Genomic DNA, 18,370 nt, shown 5'->3' with positions numbered 1-18,370 from the left:
TTTATCTTCTTTTGTTATGAGAAGTAAAATTTTTCTTTTGTCTATTTCCATTTCCTCTTGAATTGTTTTTTCTAGGGTCCGGATTTTCTGCTTTTATAGTTGGATCTGGTTTAAATCCTTCTATTTCTATTTTTGGAATATCTTTTTTTATAAGTTTTTCAATGTCTTTTAAATAATCTTTTTCATCAATACAAACTAATGAAATAGCTTCTCCTAAATTTCCTGCCCGTCCTGTTCTCCCAATTCTATGCACATAATCTTCTGATACATTTGGAAGCTCAAAATTTACAACATGAGGAAGTACTGCAATATCAATTCCTCTTGCGGCTATATCTGTGGCAACTAAAACTCGAATCATTCCGCTTTTAAACTCACTCAAAGCTTTTGTTCTTGCACCTTGACTTTTGTTTCCATGAATAGCTGATGAAGTTATTCCATCTTCGATTAATTGTTTAGATAGTCTATTTGCTCCATGTTTTGTTCTTGTAAATACTAATACTTGCTTCCAGTTGTTTTTTCGGATTAAATGTGAGAGCAATTCTCTTTTTCTTTTTTTATCCACAAAATGAACGATTTGATTGATTGTTTGTGCTGAGCTATTGCTTTTTGCAACTTCTATTAAAGCTGGTTTATTCAATAATTCATTTGCTAATTTTTTAATATTTGCTGAAAAAGTTGCAGAAAATAGAAGTGTTTGTTTATCTTTTGGTAATAATTTTAGAACTTTTTTAATATCGTGAATAAATCCCATATCAAGCATTCTATCTGCTTCATCTAAAACAAAAAATTCTACTGATGATAAGTCAACTGCTTTTTGTCCAACTAAATCTAATAATCTTCCAGGAGTAGCTGTCAAAATATCAACTCCTCTTCTTAAATGTGCTTTTTGTGGATTTATTCCAACTCCACCAAAAACGACTGTTGATTTGAAAGGTAAATATTTCCCATAACTTTTGATGTTTTCTCCAACTTGTATAGCTAATTCTCTTGTTGGAGTTAAAACTAATACTCTAACATGGAATTTTTTCATAACTGGTGTTGTTTGGGATAAAAGTTGTAATATTGGTAAAGTAAAACCTGCCGTTTTTCCTGTTCCTGTTTGAGCTCCAGCTAAAACATCTTTTCTTTCTAAGATAACTGGAATTGCTTTTTCTTGAATAGGTGTAGTTTGGGTATAGCCCATTTCTTCAACTGCTTTTAGAATCTCTTTTGATAATTTTAAGTCTTTAAATTTCATATGTATTGAACCTTTTTATATTAATTATATCATATTTTTGGGTTTTAAAATTATAATTTCAAATTCAAGATAATTAAGAGGATAATTTTGTATAACTTTCATCACTTCTTTGTATGAAAGTTTTTTAACTCCAGCGCTAACTCCACTTTTTTTGATATATCTAAGCATTTCAAGTGGATTTTTAAATTCTAAGTGATAATTAATGATTTCTATTTTAGGATTTAAAATTTGTGATGTTTGAATAATTTTTTCTTTTGTATGAATTGGAGAAGTTATATTTGCTGTTTTGTGTAAAGTTTTAAATGTATCTGATGTAAAAATTGTCAAAATATACTCTTTATTTAAGTTTTTTATATTATTAAAAATAAATTCTAAATTATTTGCCCATTGTAAAGCTGAGAGAGAAACTAAAATATTAAAATTTTGTTTATTTATAAAATTCCAACATTTTTGAGTGTTAAAATCAAAATTATATAAATTGTTTGCAGGATTTAATTTTAACATTTCATTACTAAAATCAATTCCTATATAATTTTTAGGTTTTTCAAATTCAAGTAAACTTCCATTTCCACAGCCTAGATCTAAAATATTTTTATTTTCTAATAAAGGAGCAATTTTTTGAATAATTTTTTTTTGAATAATATTTAATTTTTGATATTCATTTGCATATTTGGAAAATTCTTTTTTTATATTCATAAATTCTCTTTTTTTTGATATAATTTTATCAAAAAAAGGATATTAATGACATCTACATTAATTATAATTCAAATAACACTTGCAGTTTTAATAACACTTGCAGTTTTAATGCAAAAATCTTCATCAATTGGACTTGGTGCATATAGTGGAAGTAATGATTCACTTTTTGGTGCAAAAGGACCTGTTAGTTTTTTACAAAAAGCCACATTTACACTAGGATTACTTTTTGTTATAAATACATTAACATTAGTTTATATCTATAACTCTCAAAAATCTGCGTCAGTAACTGATAATATAAAAATCACTCCAGTTGCTCCAAAAGTTCCTACTGTTCCATCAGCACCTATTAAATGAGATTAATTTTTTTCTTTTTACCCCTTTTTTTGTGGGCAGATGGACATATATTTTTATATCATCGTTTTAATGATTTTAGACATCTTTATACAAACACTTCTACGAAAGAACTCCTTAAAAATTTTAATTATTTAAAAAAACATAATTATAAAGTGGTAAATTCTAAAACTTTGCTAAAAATGGCAAAAGATGGTAAAAATGTAGATAAATATGTATCTTTTCAAATAGATGATAGCTTCAAATCTTTTTATAAAAATGGTTTTCCTATATTTAAGAAATTTCATTATCCTTTTACACTATTTGTATATGTAGAAGGTACTGATAGACATTTTGGTGATTTTATGACTTGGAAAATGATTAGAGAAGTTCGAAAATATGGAGATGTAGAGCTCCATTCTTATGCTCATCCACATTTAACTACTTTAACAAACAAAGAGATTATGAAAGACACAAATAAATCTTTTAACTTATTTACCAAAAATATGGGATATTCTCCAGATAGTTATGCTTATCCTTATGGTGAGTATAACAAACGAGTTCAAAAAGTATTGCTTAATTTTGGATTTAAATATATTTACAATCAAAATGAAGGTGGAATTAATAAAAATACTTCTTTCGTAGATGTTCCTAGAATTGCACTTACGGGTGATGTGGATATTTCTAAAAGATTAAATATTAAAGAAATGAAAGTAAAAAGTTTTAAATTAATTAGAGATAAAAATATAATTAAAAAAATATCTGCAATTGTACCTTATAAAAAAATAGAAGTTTATATTACTAAACTTGGTTGGAAGTGGATTAAAACTAAAAATGGATATTTGCAATATTCGCCAAATTTTAAACTTCAAAAGTTTAGAAATAGGGTAATTTTTAGGTATAATAATGAAATTTATATTAAAATGATAACAAAAAATTGAAGGAGAGAATATGACATTAAATGAAATATATGATTATACAAAAGAGCATATGGATAAATCAATAGAGGCTTTAAGACATGATTTAAATACACTAAGAACTGGAAAAGTTTCAACAGTAGTAGTTGAAAATGTAAAAATAGATTATTATGGAACTCCAACTCCTCTTAATCAAGTAGGTTCTGTCTTAGCAACAGATGCTACAACTATTACAATTAATCCGTGGGAAAAAAATTTACTAAAAGATATAGAACATGCTATTCAAGTAGCAAATATTGGTGTTAATCCAAATAATGATGGTGAAGTTATTAAACTATTTTTTCCACCAATGACAGAAGAAGAAAGAAAAAAACAAGCTAAAAAAGCAAAAGAATTTACAGAAAAAGCAAAAATTGCTATTAGAAATGTTAGAAGAGAAGCAAATGATAAAGTTAAAAAACTTCATAAAGATAAAGAAATTACAGAAGATGAAGAAAAAGATGGATTAGATGAAACCCAAAAAATTACAGATTCTTATGTTGTAAAAATTGAAGAAATAGTAGCTAAAAAAACTGCTGAAATTATGAAAGTTTAAGGATTATTATGATTGATGTGAGAAAAATTTATGAAGATAATAATGCTCTTTTAACAGGACATTTTAAACTTAGTAGTGGAAAACATAGTACAAATTATCTTCAAAGTGCAAAAGTATTAGAAAATCCAAAAGTTGCCCAAACTCTTCTTAGTGAATTAGCAAAACAGATCAAAGAAAGTGGACTAGAGATTGATACTGTTTGTTCTCCGGCAATTGGTGGGCTTCTTGCTGGATATGAACTTGCAAGACATTTAGAAACAAGATTTATATTTACTGAAAGAGTAGATGGAAAAATGACTTTAAGAAGAGGTTTTGAAGTAAAAGAAGGCGAAAAAGTTTTAATTTGTGAAGACATAATTACAACTGGTGGAAGTGCCTTAGAAGCAGCTGCTGAGATAGAAAAAAGAGGGGCAGAAGTTGTGGGATTTTCTGCTATTGCAAATAGAGGACTTTGTAAAAGAAGTGGAAGTAAGTTACAAGCAAAAGAAGAGTGTAAATTGCCAAAAGATTTACCATTTTTTGCATTAGGTGATTTTGTATTTGAAACATATGACCCAGAAAATTGTCCAATGTGTAAAGATGGTAGTGAAGCTATCAAACCAGGAAGTAGAGGGAATTAATGAATTGCCCTTTATGCCTTGCTAAAGATGAAAATGTAATTTATAAAAATGAACTTTTTAGAGTTATTTTAGTAGATGAAATTCCAGCCTTTACAAGAATTATTTTAAATAAGCATATTGCTGAATTTAGTGATTTGAGTTTAGATGAGAGTTTAGAACTTTCAAAAGCTATTTATAAAATCGAAAAAGCTATGCTTAAACATATAAAACCAGATAAAGTTAATATTGCTAGTCTTGGTAATTATGTTCCACATCTTCATATTCATATAATACCTAGGTATAAAAATGACGCTTGGTTTCCTGATTCTGTTTGGTCTGCCAAACATAGAAAGTATGAATATAAAACTACACAAGAACAAATTCAAAATTATATAAATGAAATAAAACAATTATAAAAGTTTTTTAATGAAATTAAATCTTAGCTTTTATTATTTTTTTTATTTTGCAACAATAGGAATTTATGTAATATTTTTTCCAAATTATCTTAAAAATTTAGGATATCCTCCTGAGGAGATAGGAATTTTATTTTCTGCTCTTCCAATTAGTCGTTTTATTACGCCATTTTTTTTTCAAAAAAAGGCAATTACTACAACTATTTTTAAAATAAGTATAGTTATTTCAGCGCTCATTCCAATTATATTTTTTATAAATAATTTTTTTATTTATTTGATTGGATTTACTATTTTAGGAGTTGTTTGGTCGATTAATTTTCCATATATTGAATCTTTAGCTATAAATAAACTTGGAGCCCATTATGGAAAAACAAGACTTTGGGGTAGTGTGGGGTTTGTAGCAGTTGCTTTGGGATTAAGTTATTTTAATGTAAATTTCATATGGCTTTTTTTAATTTTAAATTTAATTACTTCTTATTTTGCTTTTTATTTTATAAATCCAAATTTTAGTATATCAAAATATTATGAAAAAATAGATTTTTTAAAAGAATGGCAGTTTTGGATAGCTTTAATTTTACTTCAAATTTCATTTGGGGGATTTTATAACTTTTTTACAATTTACAATTTATCAAATGGTATTCCAAAAGAAATAAATGGATGGCTTTGGACTATAGGAGTAGTGGCTGAAATAGTGATATTTATATATCAATATAAATTTTTAAATAAAAATAACTCTCTTTTTTACATCAAGATTTCTCTTTTTATGACATCAATTAGATGGTTTATTCTATATTTATTTGCAGGAAATATTCTTTTGATAGCTTTTTCTCAGACTTTACATCTTTTTTCTTTTGCTATTTTTCATACGGCTGCACTTATGTATATTTCAAGTAAATATAAAAATCAAACGCTAGCTCAACAATTTTATGCAGGAATAGGATATGGCTTAGCAGCATTTTTAGGTTCATTTATTAGTGGATATTTATATGGTAAGAATTTATTTTTATATGAAGCAATTATAGTTTTTATAGCATTTTTAGTTATATGGAGTAAAAAATGAATTTAAATCCAGAAGATTTTAAATTTCCAAAAGTTACCATATATGAAAGAAAAGTGAAATTAGAATATAGAAACAGTCTTATTATAGGTCCAAAAGGTGTAGGAAAAACATTTTTAATTTTGGAATTTTTAAAAAATTTCAAAGGTAAGTTTATCTATATTGATTTAGAGGATCCAAGAGGAAAAAAGATAGATTTAAAAGGATATGATTTAGTTATTATTGAAAATTATAATCGGTTTTTCCCTCTTCCAAATACTCGTGTTTTTATAACTTCTTCAAAAGATATGTTTGTTAGGGGATTTAAAAAGATAGCACTTAAAAATTTAGATTTTGAGGAGTATTTTTCATTTGATAGGCATCAAAGTATTACTCATACATTTAACTATTTTTTGAATGATGGAAATAGTGCAGAGCTACTTTTTTTGGATGATTTTTTTAAGGCTAAAAAATTGCAAACAAATCTCAAACTTATGGATTATGATTATGATATTTTAAAATTTTGTTTTTCTAATATTGGAGAGAAGTTTTCTCTTTATCAAATATATCAAATTCTAAAAAAAACAAAAAAACTTTCAAAAGATAAATTTTATAATGAGTTAGAAAGACTTCAAAAAGATAAAGTTATATTTTTTGTAGATAGATTTAATTCATTAAATGCCCCTAAAAAGTTGTTTAGTTATAATTTTGGATATAAAACTGCTTTAACTTATGATAAAAATGTAACTGCACTACTTGAAAATATGATATTTTTAGAACTTGATGAGGAGATTTATTATTTAGATAATGTCAATTTTTATCTGCCAGAAAAAGATAAAATTATTTTAGTTTATTCTTTTATTGATGAAGAAAAGTTACTTGAAAAACTAAAAAAATTGCCTAAAAAAATAAAATATGATAAAATTGAGGTAGTTACAATTTCAAATGAGTATGAATTAATTTATAAAGATATAAAAGTGGAGGTAAAACCGTTTTGGATATGGGCATTTGTGGAATAGATGAAGCTGGACGGGGGCCAATTGCTGGTCCTTTGGTTATGGCTGGTGTTATTTTAAAAGAAAAAATTGAAGGTCTTAGAGATTCAAAGAAATTAACAGAGAAAAAACGAGAAATTTTGTTTGATAAAATTATTCAAAAAAGTGAATATAAAATAGTTGAAGTTTCTAATACAATTATAGATGAAAAGGGACTTAGTTTTGCAATTAATTATTGTTTAAAAAAAATAGTGAATTCATTAAAATCAAATAGATATATTTTTGATGGTAATTCTAAATTTGGAGTTGATATTTTGGAAACGATGATAAAAGGTGATGATAAAGTACCACAGATTAGTGCAGCTTCTATTCTTGCAAAAGTTACACGAGATAGATTTATGAAAAGTATAGCTGATATTTATCCAAATTATAGTTTTGCAAAACATAAAGGTTATATCACAAAACAACACATTGAAGAGATGAAAAAACACGGATTTAGTGATATTCATAGGAAAAGTTATAAAGTTAAAGCATTACAACAGGAGAATTTGTTTTGAGAAAATTATTACTTATTTTTACTTTTAGTTTTTTGTTTGCAGGATTACCTGAGTATTATTATAAATTACCTTTGCAAAAACAAAAAAAAGAATTCAAAAGAATACTTATTCCTATGATTGAAAAAGAGAATCAAAAAATATTACAAGAAAGATATTTAGCTCGGTCTATTTTTCATAAACCTTTTTATATGTTAGATTTTGATAGTTTAATAGTTTTATCAAAATTTGCTAAAAAATATAAAATTCATAATCTTTATAATAAAGAAGAATTTTTTAAAAAAATTGATGTAATTCCTCCTAGACTTGTATTAGCTCAAGGTGCAGTTGAGAGTGCATGGGGAAAAAGCTATTTTGCAAAAAAAGCAAATAATCTTTTTGGTCAATGGACTTATACTGGTAGAGGATTAGTTCCTAAAAATAGAGATGCCAATAAAACTCATACAGTTAGAATATTTAAAAGTCCACAACAATCATTAGAAGTTTATATGAGAAATTTAAATAGAAACCCAGCTTATAAAAAATTTAGAGAAGTTAGATATAAATATAGAAAAGAAAATAAAAAATTTACAGCTGAAATTGCTGCTACAACTTTAATCTTATATTCCCAGCTTAGAGAAGTTTATGTAAGAATTTTACAAAATATTATAAAACAATTTAGATAATTTATTGTAATTTTAGCAATAAAGTGATAAAATAAGCTGAAAATATATACAAGGAGAAATTTATGAGAAGTGATGAAGTAAAAAAAGGGTTTGCAAGAGCTCCACATAGAAGTCTATTTAGAGCAATTGGACTTAAAGATGAAGATTTTGATAAACCATTTATTGGTGTAGCAAATAGTTTTATAGAAATTATTCCAGGACATTTCTTTTTAAATAAATATGCTGAAATTATAAAAGATGAAATTAAAAAAAATGGATGTGTTCCATTTGAATTTAATACAATTGGTGTAGGTGATGGAATTGCTATGGGACATGATGGAATGCTTTATTCATTACCAAGTAGAGAAATTATAGCAAATTCAGTGGAAACTGTAATGAATGCAAATAAACTTGATGCTATGATAGCTCTTCCAAACTGTGATAAAATTACACCAGGTATGTTAATGGGTGCACTTAGAGTAAATGTTCCAACTATATTTGTAACTGGTGGACCTATGGCTGCTGGACATTTGAGTGATGGAACTCCTGTTGATTTAGCAACTGTATTTGAAGGACTTGGTAAATTTGAAAAAGGTGAAATGAGCGAAGCAGAGCTAAAAGAGCTTGAATGTGTTGCTTGTCCAGGTGCAGGAAGTTGTAGTGGTATGTTTACCGCAAATTCAATGAATACATTAATTGAAGCTATGGGAATTGCACTAAAAGGAAACGGAACTATTGTAGCTCTTACACCTGAGAGAGAAGAGTTATTAAGAAAAGCAGCAAGAAGAATTTGTGAAATTGCAAAAGATGAAAAACTTACAGAAAAATTTAGAATTAAAAATATTATAAATGAAAAAGCTATTCATAACGCATTTGTAGTAGATATGGCAATGGGTGGAAGTAGTAATACTGTTTTACATATGTTAGCTATTGCAAATGAAGCAGGAGTTGATTTTGATATTTCAAAAATTAATGAAATTGCAAAACATGTAAGTCATATTACAAAAATTTCTCCATCACTTCAAACAGTTCATATGGAAGATATCAATAAAGCTGGTGGAATGAGTGCAGTTATGAAAGAAATTTCAGGAAGAAGTGATACTGTTTTATATCTTGATAATCTAGTTATTGAAGGTGGAACTATTGCCCAAAGAATAAAAGATGCAAAGGTTTTAGATGCTTCAATCATCCATCCACTTGATAAGCCATTTAGTAAAGTTGGTGGACTTGCTGTTTTATTTGGAAATTTAGCCGAAGAAGGTTGTGTAATCAAAACTGCGGGAATTACAGGAAGCAGAGAGTTTACAGGACATGCAGTTTGTTTTGATTCTCAACAAGAATCACTTGACGGGATTATGAATGGAAAAGTTAAAAAAGGTGATGTAGTTGTAATCCGATATGAAGGTCCAAAAGGCGGTCCTGGAATGCAAGAAATGTTAGCACCTACTAGTTTAATTATGGGAATGGGACTTGGAGCTGATGTTGCACTTATTACTGATGGTAGATTTAGTGGAGCTACAAGAGGGCTTAGTATCGGGCATATTTCACCAGAAGCAGCAGAAGGTGGAATGATAGGACTTCTAAAAGATGGAGATGAAATTTATATCAATACAGATGAATTCAAAATTGAAGTAAAATTATCTGATGAAGAAATAGTTAAAAGAAGAGCTGAATTTAAACCAAAAGATAAAGAAATAAAAGGAAGATGGCTAAAACAATATAGATTGTTAGTTTCAAACGCAAGTCATGGAGCAGTTCTAAAAACTGAATTATGATTGTAATTATTGGAGCAGGGGCGAGTGGCTTACTCGCTTCTATTCTTTTATCTAGGAAAGGTTATAAAGTTACACTTCTTGAAAAAGATAAAAAAGTAGCTAGAAAACTACGAACTACAGGGAACGGTAGATGTAATATTACAAATTTAAATATATCCACAAATAATTTTCATTCAAATAATCCTGAACTCATAGAAAAATTTATTGTAAATTATAAAGAAGTTGAAAAAACTTTTTTAAAATTAGGAATACCTTTTGTCTCTTTGGAAGATGGTAGATGTTTTCCTATGAGTTTAGAAGCAAATGCCGTGGCTGATATTTTGGAAATAGAAGCTAAAAAAGCTGGTGTAAAAATAATAACTGAATGTGAAGTTAATAAAGTTAAAAATTTGGAAGTTTTTACAAACAAAGGTAATTTTAAAGCTGATAAATTGATTATAGCTACTGGAAGTAACGCAGGATTTGGAAGTAGTAAAATATTAGAAAACTTTAAATTTCATACCATTTATCCTCTCTATCCAAGCTTAGTGCAGTTAAAAACAAGAAAGAATTTTCAAAAATGTGCAGGGGTTAAAATAAAATCCAAACTTACTCTTTTTTCAAATGGGATTGAAATAAAATCAACAAATGGAGATTTACTTTTTACAAATTATGGAATAAGTGGGCTTTCTGTTTTGGATATTTCAGTAGGAGTTGCAAAAAGATTAACTGAATATGAATTTTTAGAAATTGTAGTAGATTTTTTCCCTAAATATTCAAAAGAAAAATTGAAAAAACTAGTGCTTTTAAGAGATGATTTAAGAGGAATAATTCCATCAAAACTGATACCTTTTATAAAATCAAACAAATTAAATACAACAATATATAATCTGAAAAACTTTAAAATTGAAATAGTGGCAACAAAAGAAGAAAAATTTGCTGAGGTTATGAGTGGTGGAATTAGTTTATCTGAAATTAATGAAAATATGGAGAGTAAAAAAATGAAAAATTTATATTTTTTAGGTGAGATTTTAGATATTGATGGAGATAGAGGTGGATATAATCTCCATTTTGCTTGGAGTAGTGCTATTAATTTAGCAAATAAGTTTTAAGATAAAACTTTCAATAATTAAGTCAAAATTTTCAACTGATTAAGTTAAAAGTAATTTTCTTACCCTGCTATTATTTTTAGACTAAATTTTAATTTCAAATAAAATTGTAGTATAATTACACTAAGTTTTTTATTACTTGATTTTTCTGTTTATACAGATTTCATTTAATATTAGAGGGGGAGGATCTTGATTTATATCGTTTTAATGGTTTTACCTATATTTTTTTTCGTTAAGCCCAAATTTGCTTTTATCATACAAGCATTTTCTAGTCTGGCATTATTGATTTTTTCTGCTGTTTTATTAATAGAGCATAAATACAATAGTGTTTTAATGTTTCACTCAACCTTGCCTTATTTGGATTTTTCCATAAAGCTCGATCCTTTATCTTTGCTTTTTGTTATGATAATCTCAACTATAACTCTTAGCGTTTCTACATATTCATTAAATTATGTGTTTGATGAAGATTATCATCATAAGAGATTATTTGCTTTTTTGTTTAGTTCATTTGTTGCATCTATGCTTTTTGTTGTTACTAGTTTTAATGCAGTTTCATTTTTAATTTTTTGGGAGATTATGTCGACTCTTTCTTTCTTTTTGGTAATTTACAATTATGAAAATGAAGAAAATAGACAAGGTGGGTTTTTATATATCTTTATGACACATCTTGGAACTGCTTTTATCATGGTGGCTTTCATATTGATGTATCTAAAAACAGGCTCTTTTTCTTTTGAAAATTGGATACATGTAAGGTTGGATGATAGTACAAAATTTTGGGTATTTTTATGCGTATTGATAGGCTTTGGAACAAAAGCAGGAATGTTTCCGCTTCATGTTTGGCTTCCAAAAGCTCATCCTGTTGCACCTTCAAATGTTTCGGCTTTGATGAGTGGAGTCATGATAAAAACAGCAATTTATATGATGATTAGATTTTATTTTTACTTTTTAGATGCTATTCCTTGGTGGTATGGTTTTATAGTTTTACTTTTAGGTGCCCTGTCTGCTCTGTTTGGTGTTATGTATGCCTTAGCTCAACACGATTTAAAGAGGCTACTTGCATATCATAGTATAGAGAATATTGGTATTATTTTGATGGGATTGGGAAGTGCTATGCTTTTTTACTCAAATCATATGCCTATTCTTGCTTCATTTGGATTGCTTGCAGCTCTATTTCATACATATAATCATGCGATTTTTAAAAGCTTACTTTTTCTAGGTTCAGGTGCGACATTTCTTAAAACTCATACGAAAGACATGGAAAAATATGGAGGTCTTATAAAACTAATGCCATATACTACACTGTTTTTTATTATAGGTTCTATCTCGATTTCGGCACTTCCGCCATTTAATGGATTTGTTAGTGAATGGCTCACATATCAATCACTACTTTTAAACAATAAAATAGACATAAATATTATACATATTTTTGTACCTCTTTTTGCATCTATGTTGGCACTAACCGGTGCATTTGCAGCTGCTTGCTTTGTAAAAGTAATAGGAATTTCATTTCTAGGAAAGCCAAGAAGTGTAGGGGCTAAAGAGGCAAATGAAGTTGGGAAATATATGTTATGGGGTATGGGGTTTTTAGCAATTCTTTGTGCAGTGTTTGGACTTTTCCCAAATATAGTAGTAGGACTTGTGGCTCCTATTACTTTACTTTTGTTAGGTGTTGATGTATCAAATAGCACAACTTCTCATGCATTTATGATTTCAACTCCAGATTTTTCCTTTGGACATTTAAGTACCCTTGGACTAGCAATTGGATTTGTAATTGGTATATTTATTTTGTATGCTTTAGTCAAAAAATTTGGAAATACAAAAACCAGAATGTGTTCCACTTGGGTATGTGGGCAACTAAACAATGATGCTCATAACCAATATACTGCAAGTGGATTTTCGCAACCGATTAGAAAGATATTTGCATTTTTTTATCATCCAAAAGAAAAAGTTTATCCACTCTCAGGAAAGAAAAAATATTTTTTTCCAACTCTTGAGTACCAAGCACACTCACATGATGGTATAGAGAGTATTTATAATCTAATACTTAAAATTTTTGTAAAAAGCAGTTCTTATTTGATGAGTAAAATTGAAAACGGCTCAATTCATATATATCTTTTATACATATTTATCACTGCTGTTGCCTTTTTGGTATATGCGATTAAAGGAGGGGTAAAATAAATGAAAACTACTTTTATGGCTTTGTTGCAATTTTTTATCATTTTACTGATTTCACCTTTTATAGCCGGTCTTATGCAAAAAACAAAATCTCTTATAAGAGGCTCAGCCGGTCCTTCGCTTTTTCAACCATATTTTAATCTGGCAAAATTAATGAAAAAAGAAGTAGTACTTTCAAAGGATTCTTCATATATATCAAAAATTGCTCCTTATATAGTAGCAGCTGTTCCTATAACTGTGGCTGCATTTTTACCAGTTTTTAATGGTAACACTTTACTCTCATTTACCGGTGATATTATAGCTATGGTTTATATTTTGGCACTTGGAACTTTTTTCTTGGCACTCTTTGGGTTTGATCAGGGCTCAGGCTTTGGAGGACTTGGAAGTAGCCGTGAGATGACTGTAGGATCTTTGGCAGAACCAGCACTTATAATGGTAATTTTTACTTTTGCACTTCAAAGTAATTCGACAAATATCAGTCATATATTTAATTCGATGCATGGAGATATATTTTTTAAATATCCGGTCTCTTCTACTTTGGCTTTGATGGCTTTGTATTTTGTCACTTTGGCAGAATCTGGTAGAATTCCTATAGATAACCCTGAAACTCATCTTGAATTAACCATGATTCACGAAGCTATGATATTGGATGCAAGTGGTAGAAATTTAGCGCTTTTGGAGATAGGCTCTTTTGTAAAAACAACGATTCTTCTTACTCTTTTTTCAAATATTTTTATGCCTCTTGGATTTTATGATATAAACAGTATCTGGGGCTTAGGATTTAGTATTTTTGTTTATTTTTTAAAGATGGGTATATTGGCAATTATCATAGCTATAGGTGAGCTGACACTCGCAAAGTTAAGATATTTTAGGATTTCAGATGCCATGATGTTTGGTTTTGTTTTAGCATTGATTTCGATGGTTACATATAGGTTATAAGGTGGTGTTTTAATGTTTTCAAATTTTATAGAATTAATTGGTGCTTTTGTTTTGGTTTTAGCAATTTTGCAAATTACGAGTGATAGATTATACTTTTCAATTAAAGTATATGCAATTCAGTCATTTTTTGTTGCTATTTCTATACTTAGTATAGGGATTTACAGCTCTTCTTTTGATTTATATGTTAGTTCATTTTTAACGCTTGTTATCAAGTGTTTGATTATACCTTATGCTCTTTTTAAAACGATAGATGAGATGAAAATTAAAAGGGAGATAAAAACATTTATAAATATAACAAACTCTTTGATGGTTATTTCTGCAATTATAATGTTTACATTTTTACTAACAAGATACATAAATCTTGGAGGAAGTGTGATAGCTAAAGAGATATTTCCCATTTCATTATCAATTATCTTTATAGGTGCATTTATTATGGTTTCAAGGCAAAAGCCTATCACGCAACTTATAGGATTTTTGACTTTGGAAAATGGCATTATGTTAGTTGCCACTTCTGTGACTTATGGTATGCCTTTGATAGTGGAAATCGGTATATTTTTTGATGTTATAGTTGGTGCTACTATGGCTTCACTTATCATTCATCATATCAACCACGATATAGATGATATGGATAAAACAAGCGTTAGTGATTTTAAGGAGTAAAGCATGGAATATATACTATCAACCCAATTAATCTGGACAGCAATCTTAAAGTTTCTTCCGCTTAGATTTATCTATATAGCACAAGTTTTTATAACTGGTATCCTTTTTGTAGGAACTTTTAGTTATATACCAAAAGTGATAGATCACAAAATAATATTGGAAGCTAAAGATTATTTTTTTCTTGATTCTCTTAATGTTTTAATTTTAACTTCACTGTTTTTACTTGTTTTTTGTGTAGCGATTTACTCTATCGGGTATATGAAAAAGGAGCAAGAGCACGGCTTGAATGCAAAAAAGGTTAAAAGCTTTTACATGTGGAAGAATTTATTTATATTTTGCATGAGTGTAGTTTTACTTTCAAATAATTTTGGAATTGTATGGATAGCGATAGAAGGAACAACACTTTCTACTACTTTTTTGATAGGTTTTTATAACACCAAAGAAGCAGTTAAAGCTTCGTGGCAATATATAATAATTTGTTCATTTGGTATAGCTTTGGGGCTTTTGGGAGTAGTTACACTCTACTTTGCTACTTATCACACATTGGGTGAGGGGATGAACTCTTTAAATTGGATAAATATTATAAAAATTTCTCATAATCTTGACCCTATACTTTTAAAGATATCATTTGCTTTTTTCTTGGTTGGCTTTGGTACAAAAGCTGGACTTGCTCCTATGCACTCTTGGCTTCCTGATGCACATTCTCAAGCGCCCACTCCTATAAGTGCTCTTATGAGTGGAGTTTTACTTAGCTCTGCATTGTATGTGATTTTAAGACTTAAAATTATCGTTGATAGTGCTGGTTTGGTACATTTTACATCTATTCTTTTGCTTATTGTCGGTATGCTTTCAATCTTTATAGCTGCTATTGCGATAATAGGACAAAAAGATTATAAAAGACTTCTAGCATTTTCCTCTATGGAGCATATGGGGCTTATGGCTTTTGCTTTTGGTATAGGAAATAGGCTTGGGATTTTTGCAGGATTATTACATCTAATTAACCATGTTTTTGCAAAAGGGTTGATGTTTTCTAGTGTAGGATCGATTTTGGTGAATTTTCACACAAGAGAGATTGCAAAAATCAAAGGTTTATATAAAAGTATGCCACTAACTGCCATATTTATAACTCTTGGAGTTCTTGGAATTACAGGAATTCCTCCATTTAATATATTTGTTAGTGAATTTTTGATTTTAACTTCTGCATTAGATGCCCATATGTATTGGCAGACAGTTGTTATTTTACTTTTTTTAGTGATGATATTTGGTGGTTTTATATATCTTTTTAGCTTTATGCTAATGGGAAAAAGTGATGAAAAGAAAAAAGAGGATTACAAAATGTTGATTCCTATGGCGATACTTTTAGCTATTATGATATATCTTGGCATTACTATGCCAGAAAATATGAAAATTTTGCTAAATAATGCTGTAAATATTTTAAGTAACAAAGGAGCCCTTTAATGAAAGAGATATTTGACTCAATCCATTATTTTTGTGATGAGTTCATTGAAGATAGAAATTTTGTAACCATAAAAACAAAACAGTTAAAATCTATATCATTATACCTTTTTAGGGACTTGGATTGTGACTTAAGCAGTGTTGTAGCACTCAAGGAAAAAGATGAATTTGTTATAAAATATCTCTATTCTTATCCTAAAAAAGATTATTTTTTCATAGTGGAGCAAGTTGTAAAAGATGAATTTGAAAGTTTCACAAATGATATTCCTGCATTAAATTGGTTTGAGCGGGAGATATATGATCTTTTTGGATTAAAACCATTAAATCATCCGGATTTTAGAGCTTTGTCATTGCATCCTGAAAACTATCCTATTGCTTTTCATCCGATGATTCATGATATCACTAAAAGTAAAAACTTTGGCACTTATGAATATAAAGATATAAAAAGTGAGGGTGTTTATACAATTCCAGTAGGTCCTATTCATGCAGGGGTCATAGAACCTGGACATTTTAGATTTGCTATGTCTGGTGAACCTATACTTCAGCTTGAAATAAGACATTTTTGGAAACACAGAGGTATAGAAAAACTTTGCGCGGGAAAAGATATTGATGATGTTTTAAGAATTTCTCAAAAGATTTCAGGAGACAATGCCCTTTCTTATGCTCTTAGTTTTGCTATGGCAGTTGAAAAGATTTGTGATGTTAAAGTTCCAAGTTTTGCTCAGTATTGTAGAGTTATAGGAGCAGAATTGGAGCGTATTTCTTGTAATTTATCTGATTTTGCGGGAATTTTTCAAGATGCAGGATACTCTTTTGGAGCAAGTGGAGTTAGTGCCTTAAAAGAAGATATTATGCGACTGATAAAGCTTCTTAGTGGCAATAGATTTTTCAAAGATTTTGTAGTAATTGGCGGTGTATCTAAAAATATAAAACCACATGTAAAAGAGATTATGAATACAGTTGAAGGGGTAAATGCTACATTCAATAAATACAAAAAGATTATGAAAAACTCTTCAAGTATATTAGAAAGGCTTGAAACGACAGGAAGAATTAAAAATGAAACGGTAAAAGATCTTTCTTGTGTTGGCTTTACGGCAAGTGCAAGTGGAAGATTTAGTGATTTTAGAAAAACTCATCCATATTTGATTTATGATAAACTTGATTTTGAAACGCTTGTTTTAGACGAGGGTGATGTAAATGCAAGAGTGCAGGTAAAATTGAGTGATATACAAAACAGTTTTAAAATCATAAAAATTTGCACAGATTATATATCTCAAGTTGATAAACCAAGACTAAAAATAAAATATGAAATAAAAGATGGTGAAGGGTTTGGATATGCTCAGAGTAATCGTGGAAATATTATCCATTTTGTGAAGATAGAAAATAAAAAAGTAGTTAGATTTAAACCAAGGGATCCTAGTTTTATGAATTGGCAAAGTATTCAGTTTGCCGTTTTGGGAGATGTCATAGGAGATTTTCCATTGGTCAATAAAAGTTTAAATTTAAGCTATGCAGGAAATGACTTATGATAGATTTATTTAAGATAAGATTTCGTGATAAACTTCTTAGCGAAAAATTGGAACTAAAAGAAGAAAATATAGAAGTTTTAGGGTTAAAATTAAAGCAAAGAGTAGATAAAATTTTCAAAAGAAGTTTTTCTATAAGGGAAATTGATACAGGAAGTTGTAATGCCTGTGAAGTTGAGATAAATGCGCTTTCTAATCCTTATTATAGTTTAGAAAGATTTGGTATCTCTTTTGTGCCTTCACCAAAGTTTGCAGACGCTTTGATGATAACAGGAGCACTCACGAGAAGTATGTATCCAGCTTTAATGAATGCTTATGAGCTAACTCCAAATCCAAAGTTTATTATAGCTGTTGGAGACTGTGCGATGGATGGTGGAGATTTTAAAGATAGTTATGCCTGTATGGGTGGCATAAAAGATAAATTGCCAGTGGATTTATGGATAAAAGGATGTCCACCAGAACCAATTGATTTGATAAGTGGATTGTTAAAACTGTTGTCTAAAATTGAATAACTAATCTTATATGCTTTATATAGTTTTTGTTTATTCGGTCTATCTTCTACACTTGGTGTCTCTATAAACATAGTATCATTATCCGATTTTGTATATAAAAATTCTTTTATTATTTTTTCTTTGATTTAAATCTTTCTTGTTATAAATGCCCAGATTTTTTATATTTTTATTAAAATATATAGCATAATTCATAATCAATTGTTTTAATTGATGTGGAATCGCAA

Annotated in this window: 19 protein-coding genes; 17 read left to right on the top strand and 2 right to left on the bottom strand. The window is 28.6% G+C overall.

What is annotated here, in order from left to right; all coding sequences use genetic code 11:
* Position 1 precedes the first annotated feature (1 nt).
* Together ACZ5OA_RS05770 and ACZ5OA_RS05765 are read right to left on the bottom strand one after the other, a co-directional pair.
* On the bottom strand, positions 2-1,237 hold the full coding sequence (locus ACZ5OA_RS05770; protein WP_464906926.1) for a DEAD/DEAH box helicase: 1,236 nt from the start codon (positions 1,235-1,237) through the stop codon (positions 2-4).
* 24 nt (positions 1,238-1,261) lie between these two features.
* Complete coding sequence (locus tag ACZ5OA_RS05765; protein WP_464906925.1) at positions 1,262-1,933, bottom strand: methyltransferase domain-containing protein; 672 nt, start codon at positions 1,931-1,933, stop codon at positions 1,262-1,264.
* A gap of 45 nt (positions 1,934-1,978) precedes the next feature.
* Here ACZ5OA_RS05765 and secG point away from each other — a divergent pair, with 45 nt between their 5' ends.
* From secG to ACZ5OA_RS05680, 17 genes are all read left to right on the top strand, one after another.
* A complete protein-coding gene (gene secG / locus ACZ5OA_RS05760; protein ID WP_464906924.1) occupies positions 1,979-2,287 on the top strand; it encodes a preprotein translocase subunit SecG in 309 nt (102 codons plus the stop codon).
* Entirely contained in the window at positions 2,284-3,204 is a 921-nt protein-coding gene (locus ACZ5OA_RS05755) for a polysaccharide deacetylase family protein (RefSeq protein ID WP_464906923.1), read from the top strand. Before secG ends, ACZ5OA_RS05755 begins: the two co-directional genes overlap by 4 nt.
* A 10-nt stretch (positions 3,205-3,214) precedes the next feature.
* On the top strand, positions 3,215-3,775 hold the full coding sequence (gene frr / locus ACZ5OA_RS05750) for a ribosome recycling factor (RefSeq protein WP_464906922.1): 561 nt from the start codon (positions 3,215-3,217) through the stop codon (positions 3,773-3,775).
* Positions 3,776-3,786: 11 nt separating this feature from the next.
* Positions 3,787-4,395, top strand: coding sequence for an orotate phosphoribosyltransferase (gene pyrE / locus ACZ5OA_RS05745; protein ID WP_464908330.1), 609 nt, complete (start codon positions 3,787-3,789; stop codon positions 4,393-4,395).
* On the top strand, positions 4,395-4,790 hold the full coding sequence (locus ACZ5OA_RS05740; protein ID WP_464906921.1) for an HIT family protein: 396 nt from the start codon (positions 4,395-4,397) through the stop codon (positions 4,788-4,790). The genes pyrE and ACZ5OA_RS05740 overlap by 1 nt, the downstream gene beginning before the upstream one ends.
* Positions 4,791-4,800: 10 nt before the next feature.
* A complete protein-coding gene (locus tag ACZ5OA_RS05735) occupies positions 4,801-5,847 on the top strand; it encodes an MFS transporter (RefSeq protein ID WP_464906920.1) in 1,047 nt (348 codons plus the stop codon).
* The gene (locus ACZ5OA_RS05730) at positions 5,844-6,842 is read left to right on the top strand and encodes an AAA family ATPase (RefSeq protein ID WP_464906919.1); all 999 of its coding nucleotides are present in this window, start codon (positions 5,844-5,846) and stop codon (positions 6,840-6,842) included. The genes ACZ5OA_RS05735 and ACZ5OA_RS05730 overlap by 4 nt, the downstream gene beginning before the upstream one ends.
* Positions 6,824-7,375, top strand: a complete 552-nt coding sequence (locus ACZ5OA_RS05725; RefSeq protein WP_464908329.1) for a ribonuclease HII — start codon at positions 6,824-6,826, stop codon at positions 7,373-7,375. The genes ACZ5OA_RS05730 and ACZ5OA_RS05725 overlap by 19 nt, the downstream gene beginning before the upstream one ends.
* Positions 7,372-8,037, top strand: coding sequence for a glucosaminidase domain-containing protein (locus ACZ5OA_RS05720; RefSeq protein WP_464906918.1), 666 nt, complete (start codon positions 7,372-7,374; stop codon positions 8,035-8,037). The genes ACZ5OA_RS05725 and ACZ5OA_RS05720 overlap by 4 nt, the downstream gene beginning before the upstream one ends.
* Before the next feature lie 62 nt (positions 8,038-8,099).
* Positions 8,100-9,791 (top strand): dihydroxy-acid dehydratase, encoded by a 1,692-nt coding sequence (gene ilvD, locus ACZ5OA_RS05715; RefSeq protein ID WP_464906917.1) that lies wholly within the window; start codon positions 8,100-8,102, stop codon positions 9,789-9,791.
* Complete coding sequence (locus ACZ5OA_RS05710; RefSeq protein WP_464906916.1) at positions 9,788-10,882, top strand: aminoacetone oxidase family FAD-binding enzyme; 1,095 nt, start codon at positions 9,788-9,790, stop codon at positions 10,880-10,882. Before ilvD ends, ACZ5OA_RS05710 begins: the two co-directional genes overlap by 4 nt.
* A 204-nt stretch (positions 10,883-11,086) precedes the next feature.
* Complete coding sequence (gene hyfB / locus ACZ5OA_RS05705) at positions 11,087-13,057, top strand: hydrogenase 4 subunit B (protein WP_464908328.1); 1,971 nt, start codon at positions 11,087-11,089, stop codon at positions 13,055-13,057.
* Positions 13,058-13,993 carry a respiratory chain complex I subunit 1 family protein gene (locus tag ACZ5OA_RS05700; RefSeq protein WP_464906915.1) on the top strand — a complete coding sequence of 312 codons (936 nt, stop codon included), beginning with the start codon at positions 13,058-13,060 and terminating at the stop codon, positions 13,991-13,993.
* Positions 13,994-14,005: 12 nt separating this feature from the next.
* Entirely contained in the window at positions 14,006-14,653 is a 648-nt protein-coding gene (locus tag ACZ5OA_RS05695; RefSeq protein WP_464906914.1) for a hydrogenase, read from the top strand.
* Between the two features lie 312 nt (positions 14,654-14,965).
* Entirely contained in the window at positions 14,966-16,111 is a 1,146-nt protein-coding gene (locus tag ACZ5OA_RS05690) for a proton-conducting transporter transmembrane domain-containing protein (RefSeq protein ID WP_464906913.1), read from the top strand.
* Positions 16,111-17,637 carry a hydrogenase large subunit gene (locus tag ACZ5OA_RS05685; protein ID WP_464906912.1) on the top strand — a complete coding sequence of 509 codons (1,527 nt, stop codon included), beginning with the start codon at positions 16,111-16,113 and terminating at the stop codon, positions 17,635-17,637. Before ACZ5OA_RS05690 ends, ACZ5OA_RS05685 begins: the two co-directional genes overlap by 1 nt.
* The gene (locus ACZ5OA_RS05680; RefSeq protein ID WP_464906911.1) at positions 17,634-18,146 is read left to right on the top strand and encodes an NADH-quinone oxidoreductase subunit B family protein; all 513 of its coding nucleotides are present in this window, start codon (positions 17,634-17,636) and stop codon (positions 18,144-18,146) included. Before ACZ5OA_RS05685 ends, ACZ5OA_RS05680 begins: the two co-directional genes overlap by 4 nt.
* Positions 18,147-18,370 lie beyond the last annotated feature (224 nt).

The organism is Thioreductor micantisoli, assembly GCF_055392745.1.
The sequence above is the reverse complement of the archived record's forward strand: the minus strand, read 5'-3'. Positions and strand labels throughout refer to the sequence as shown.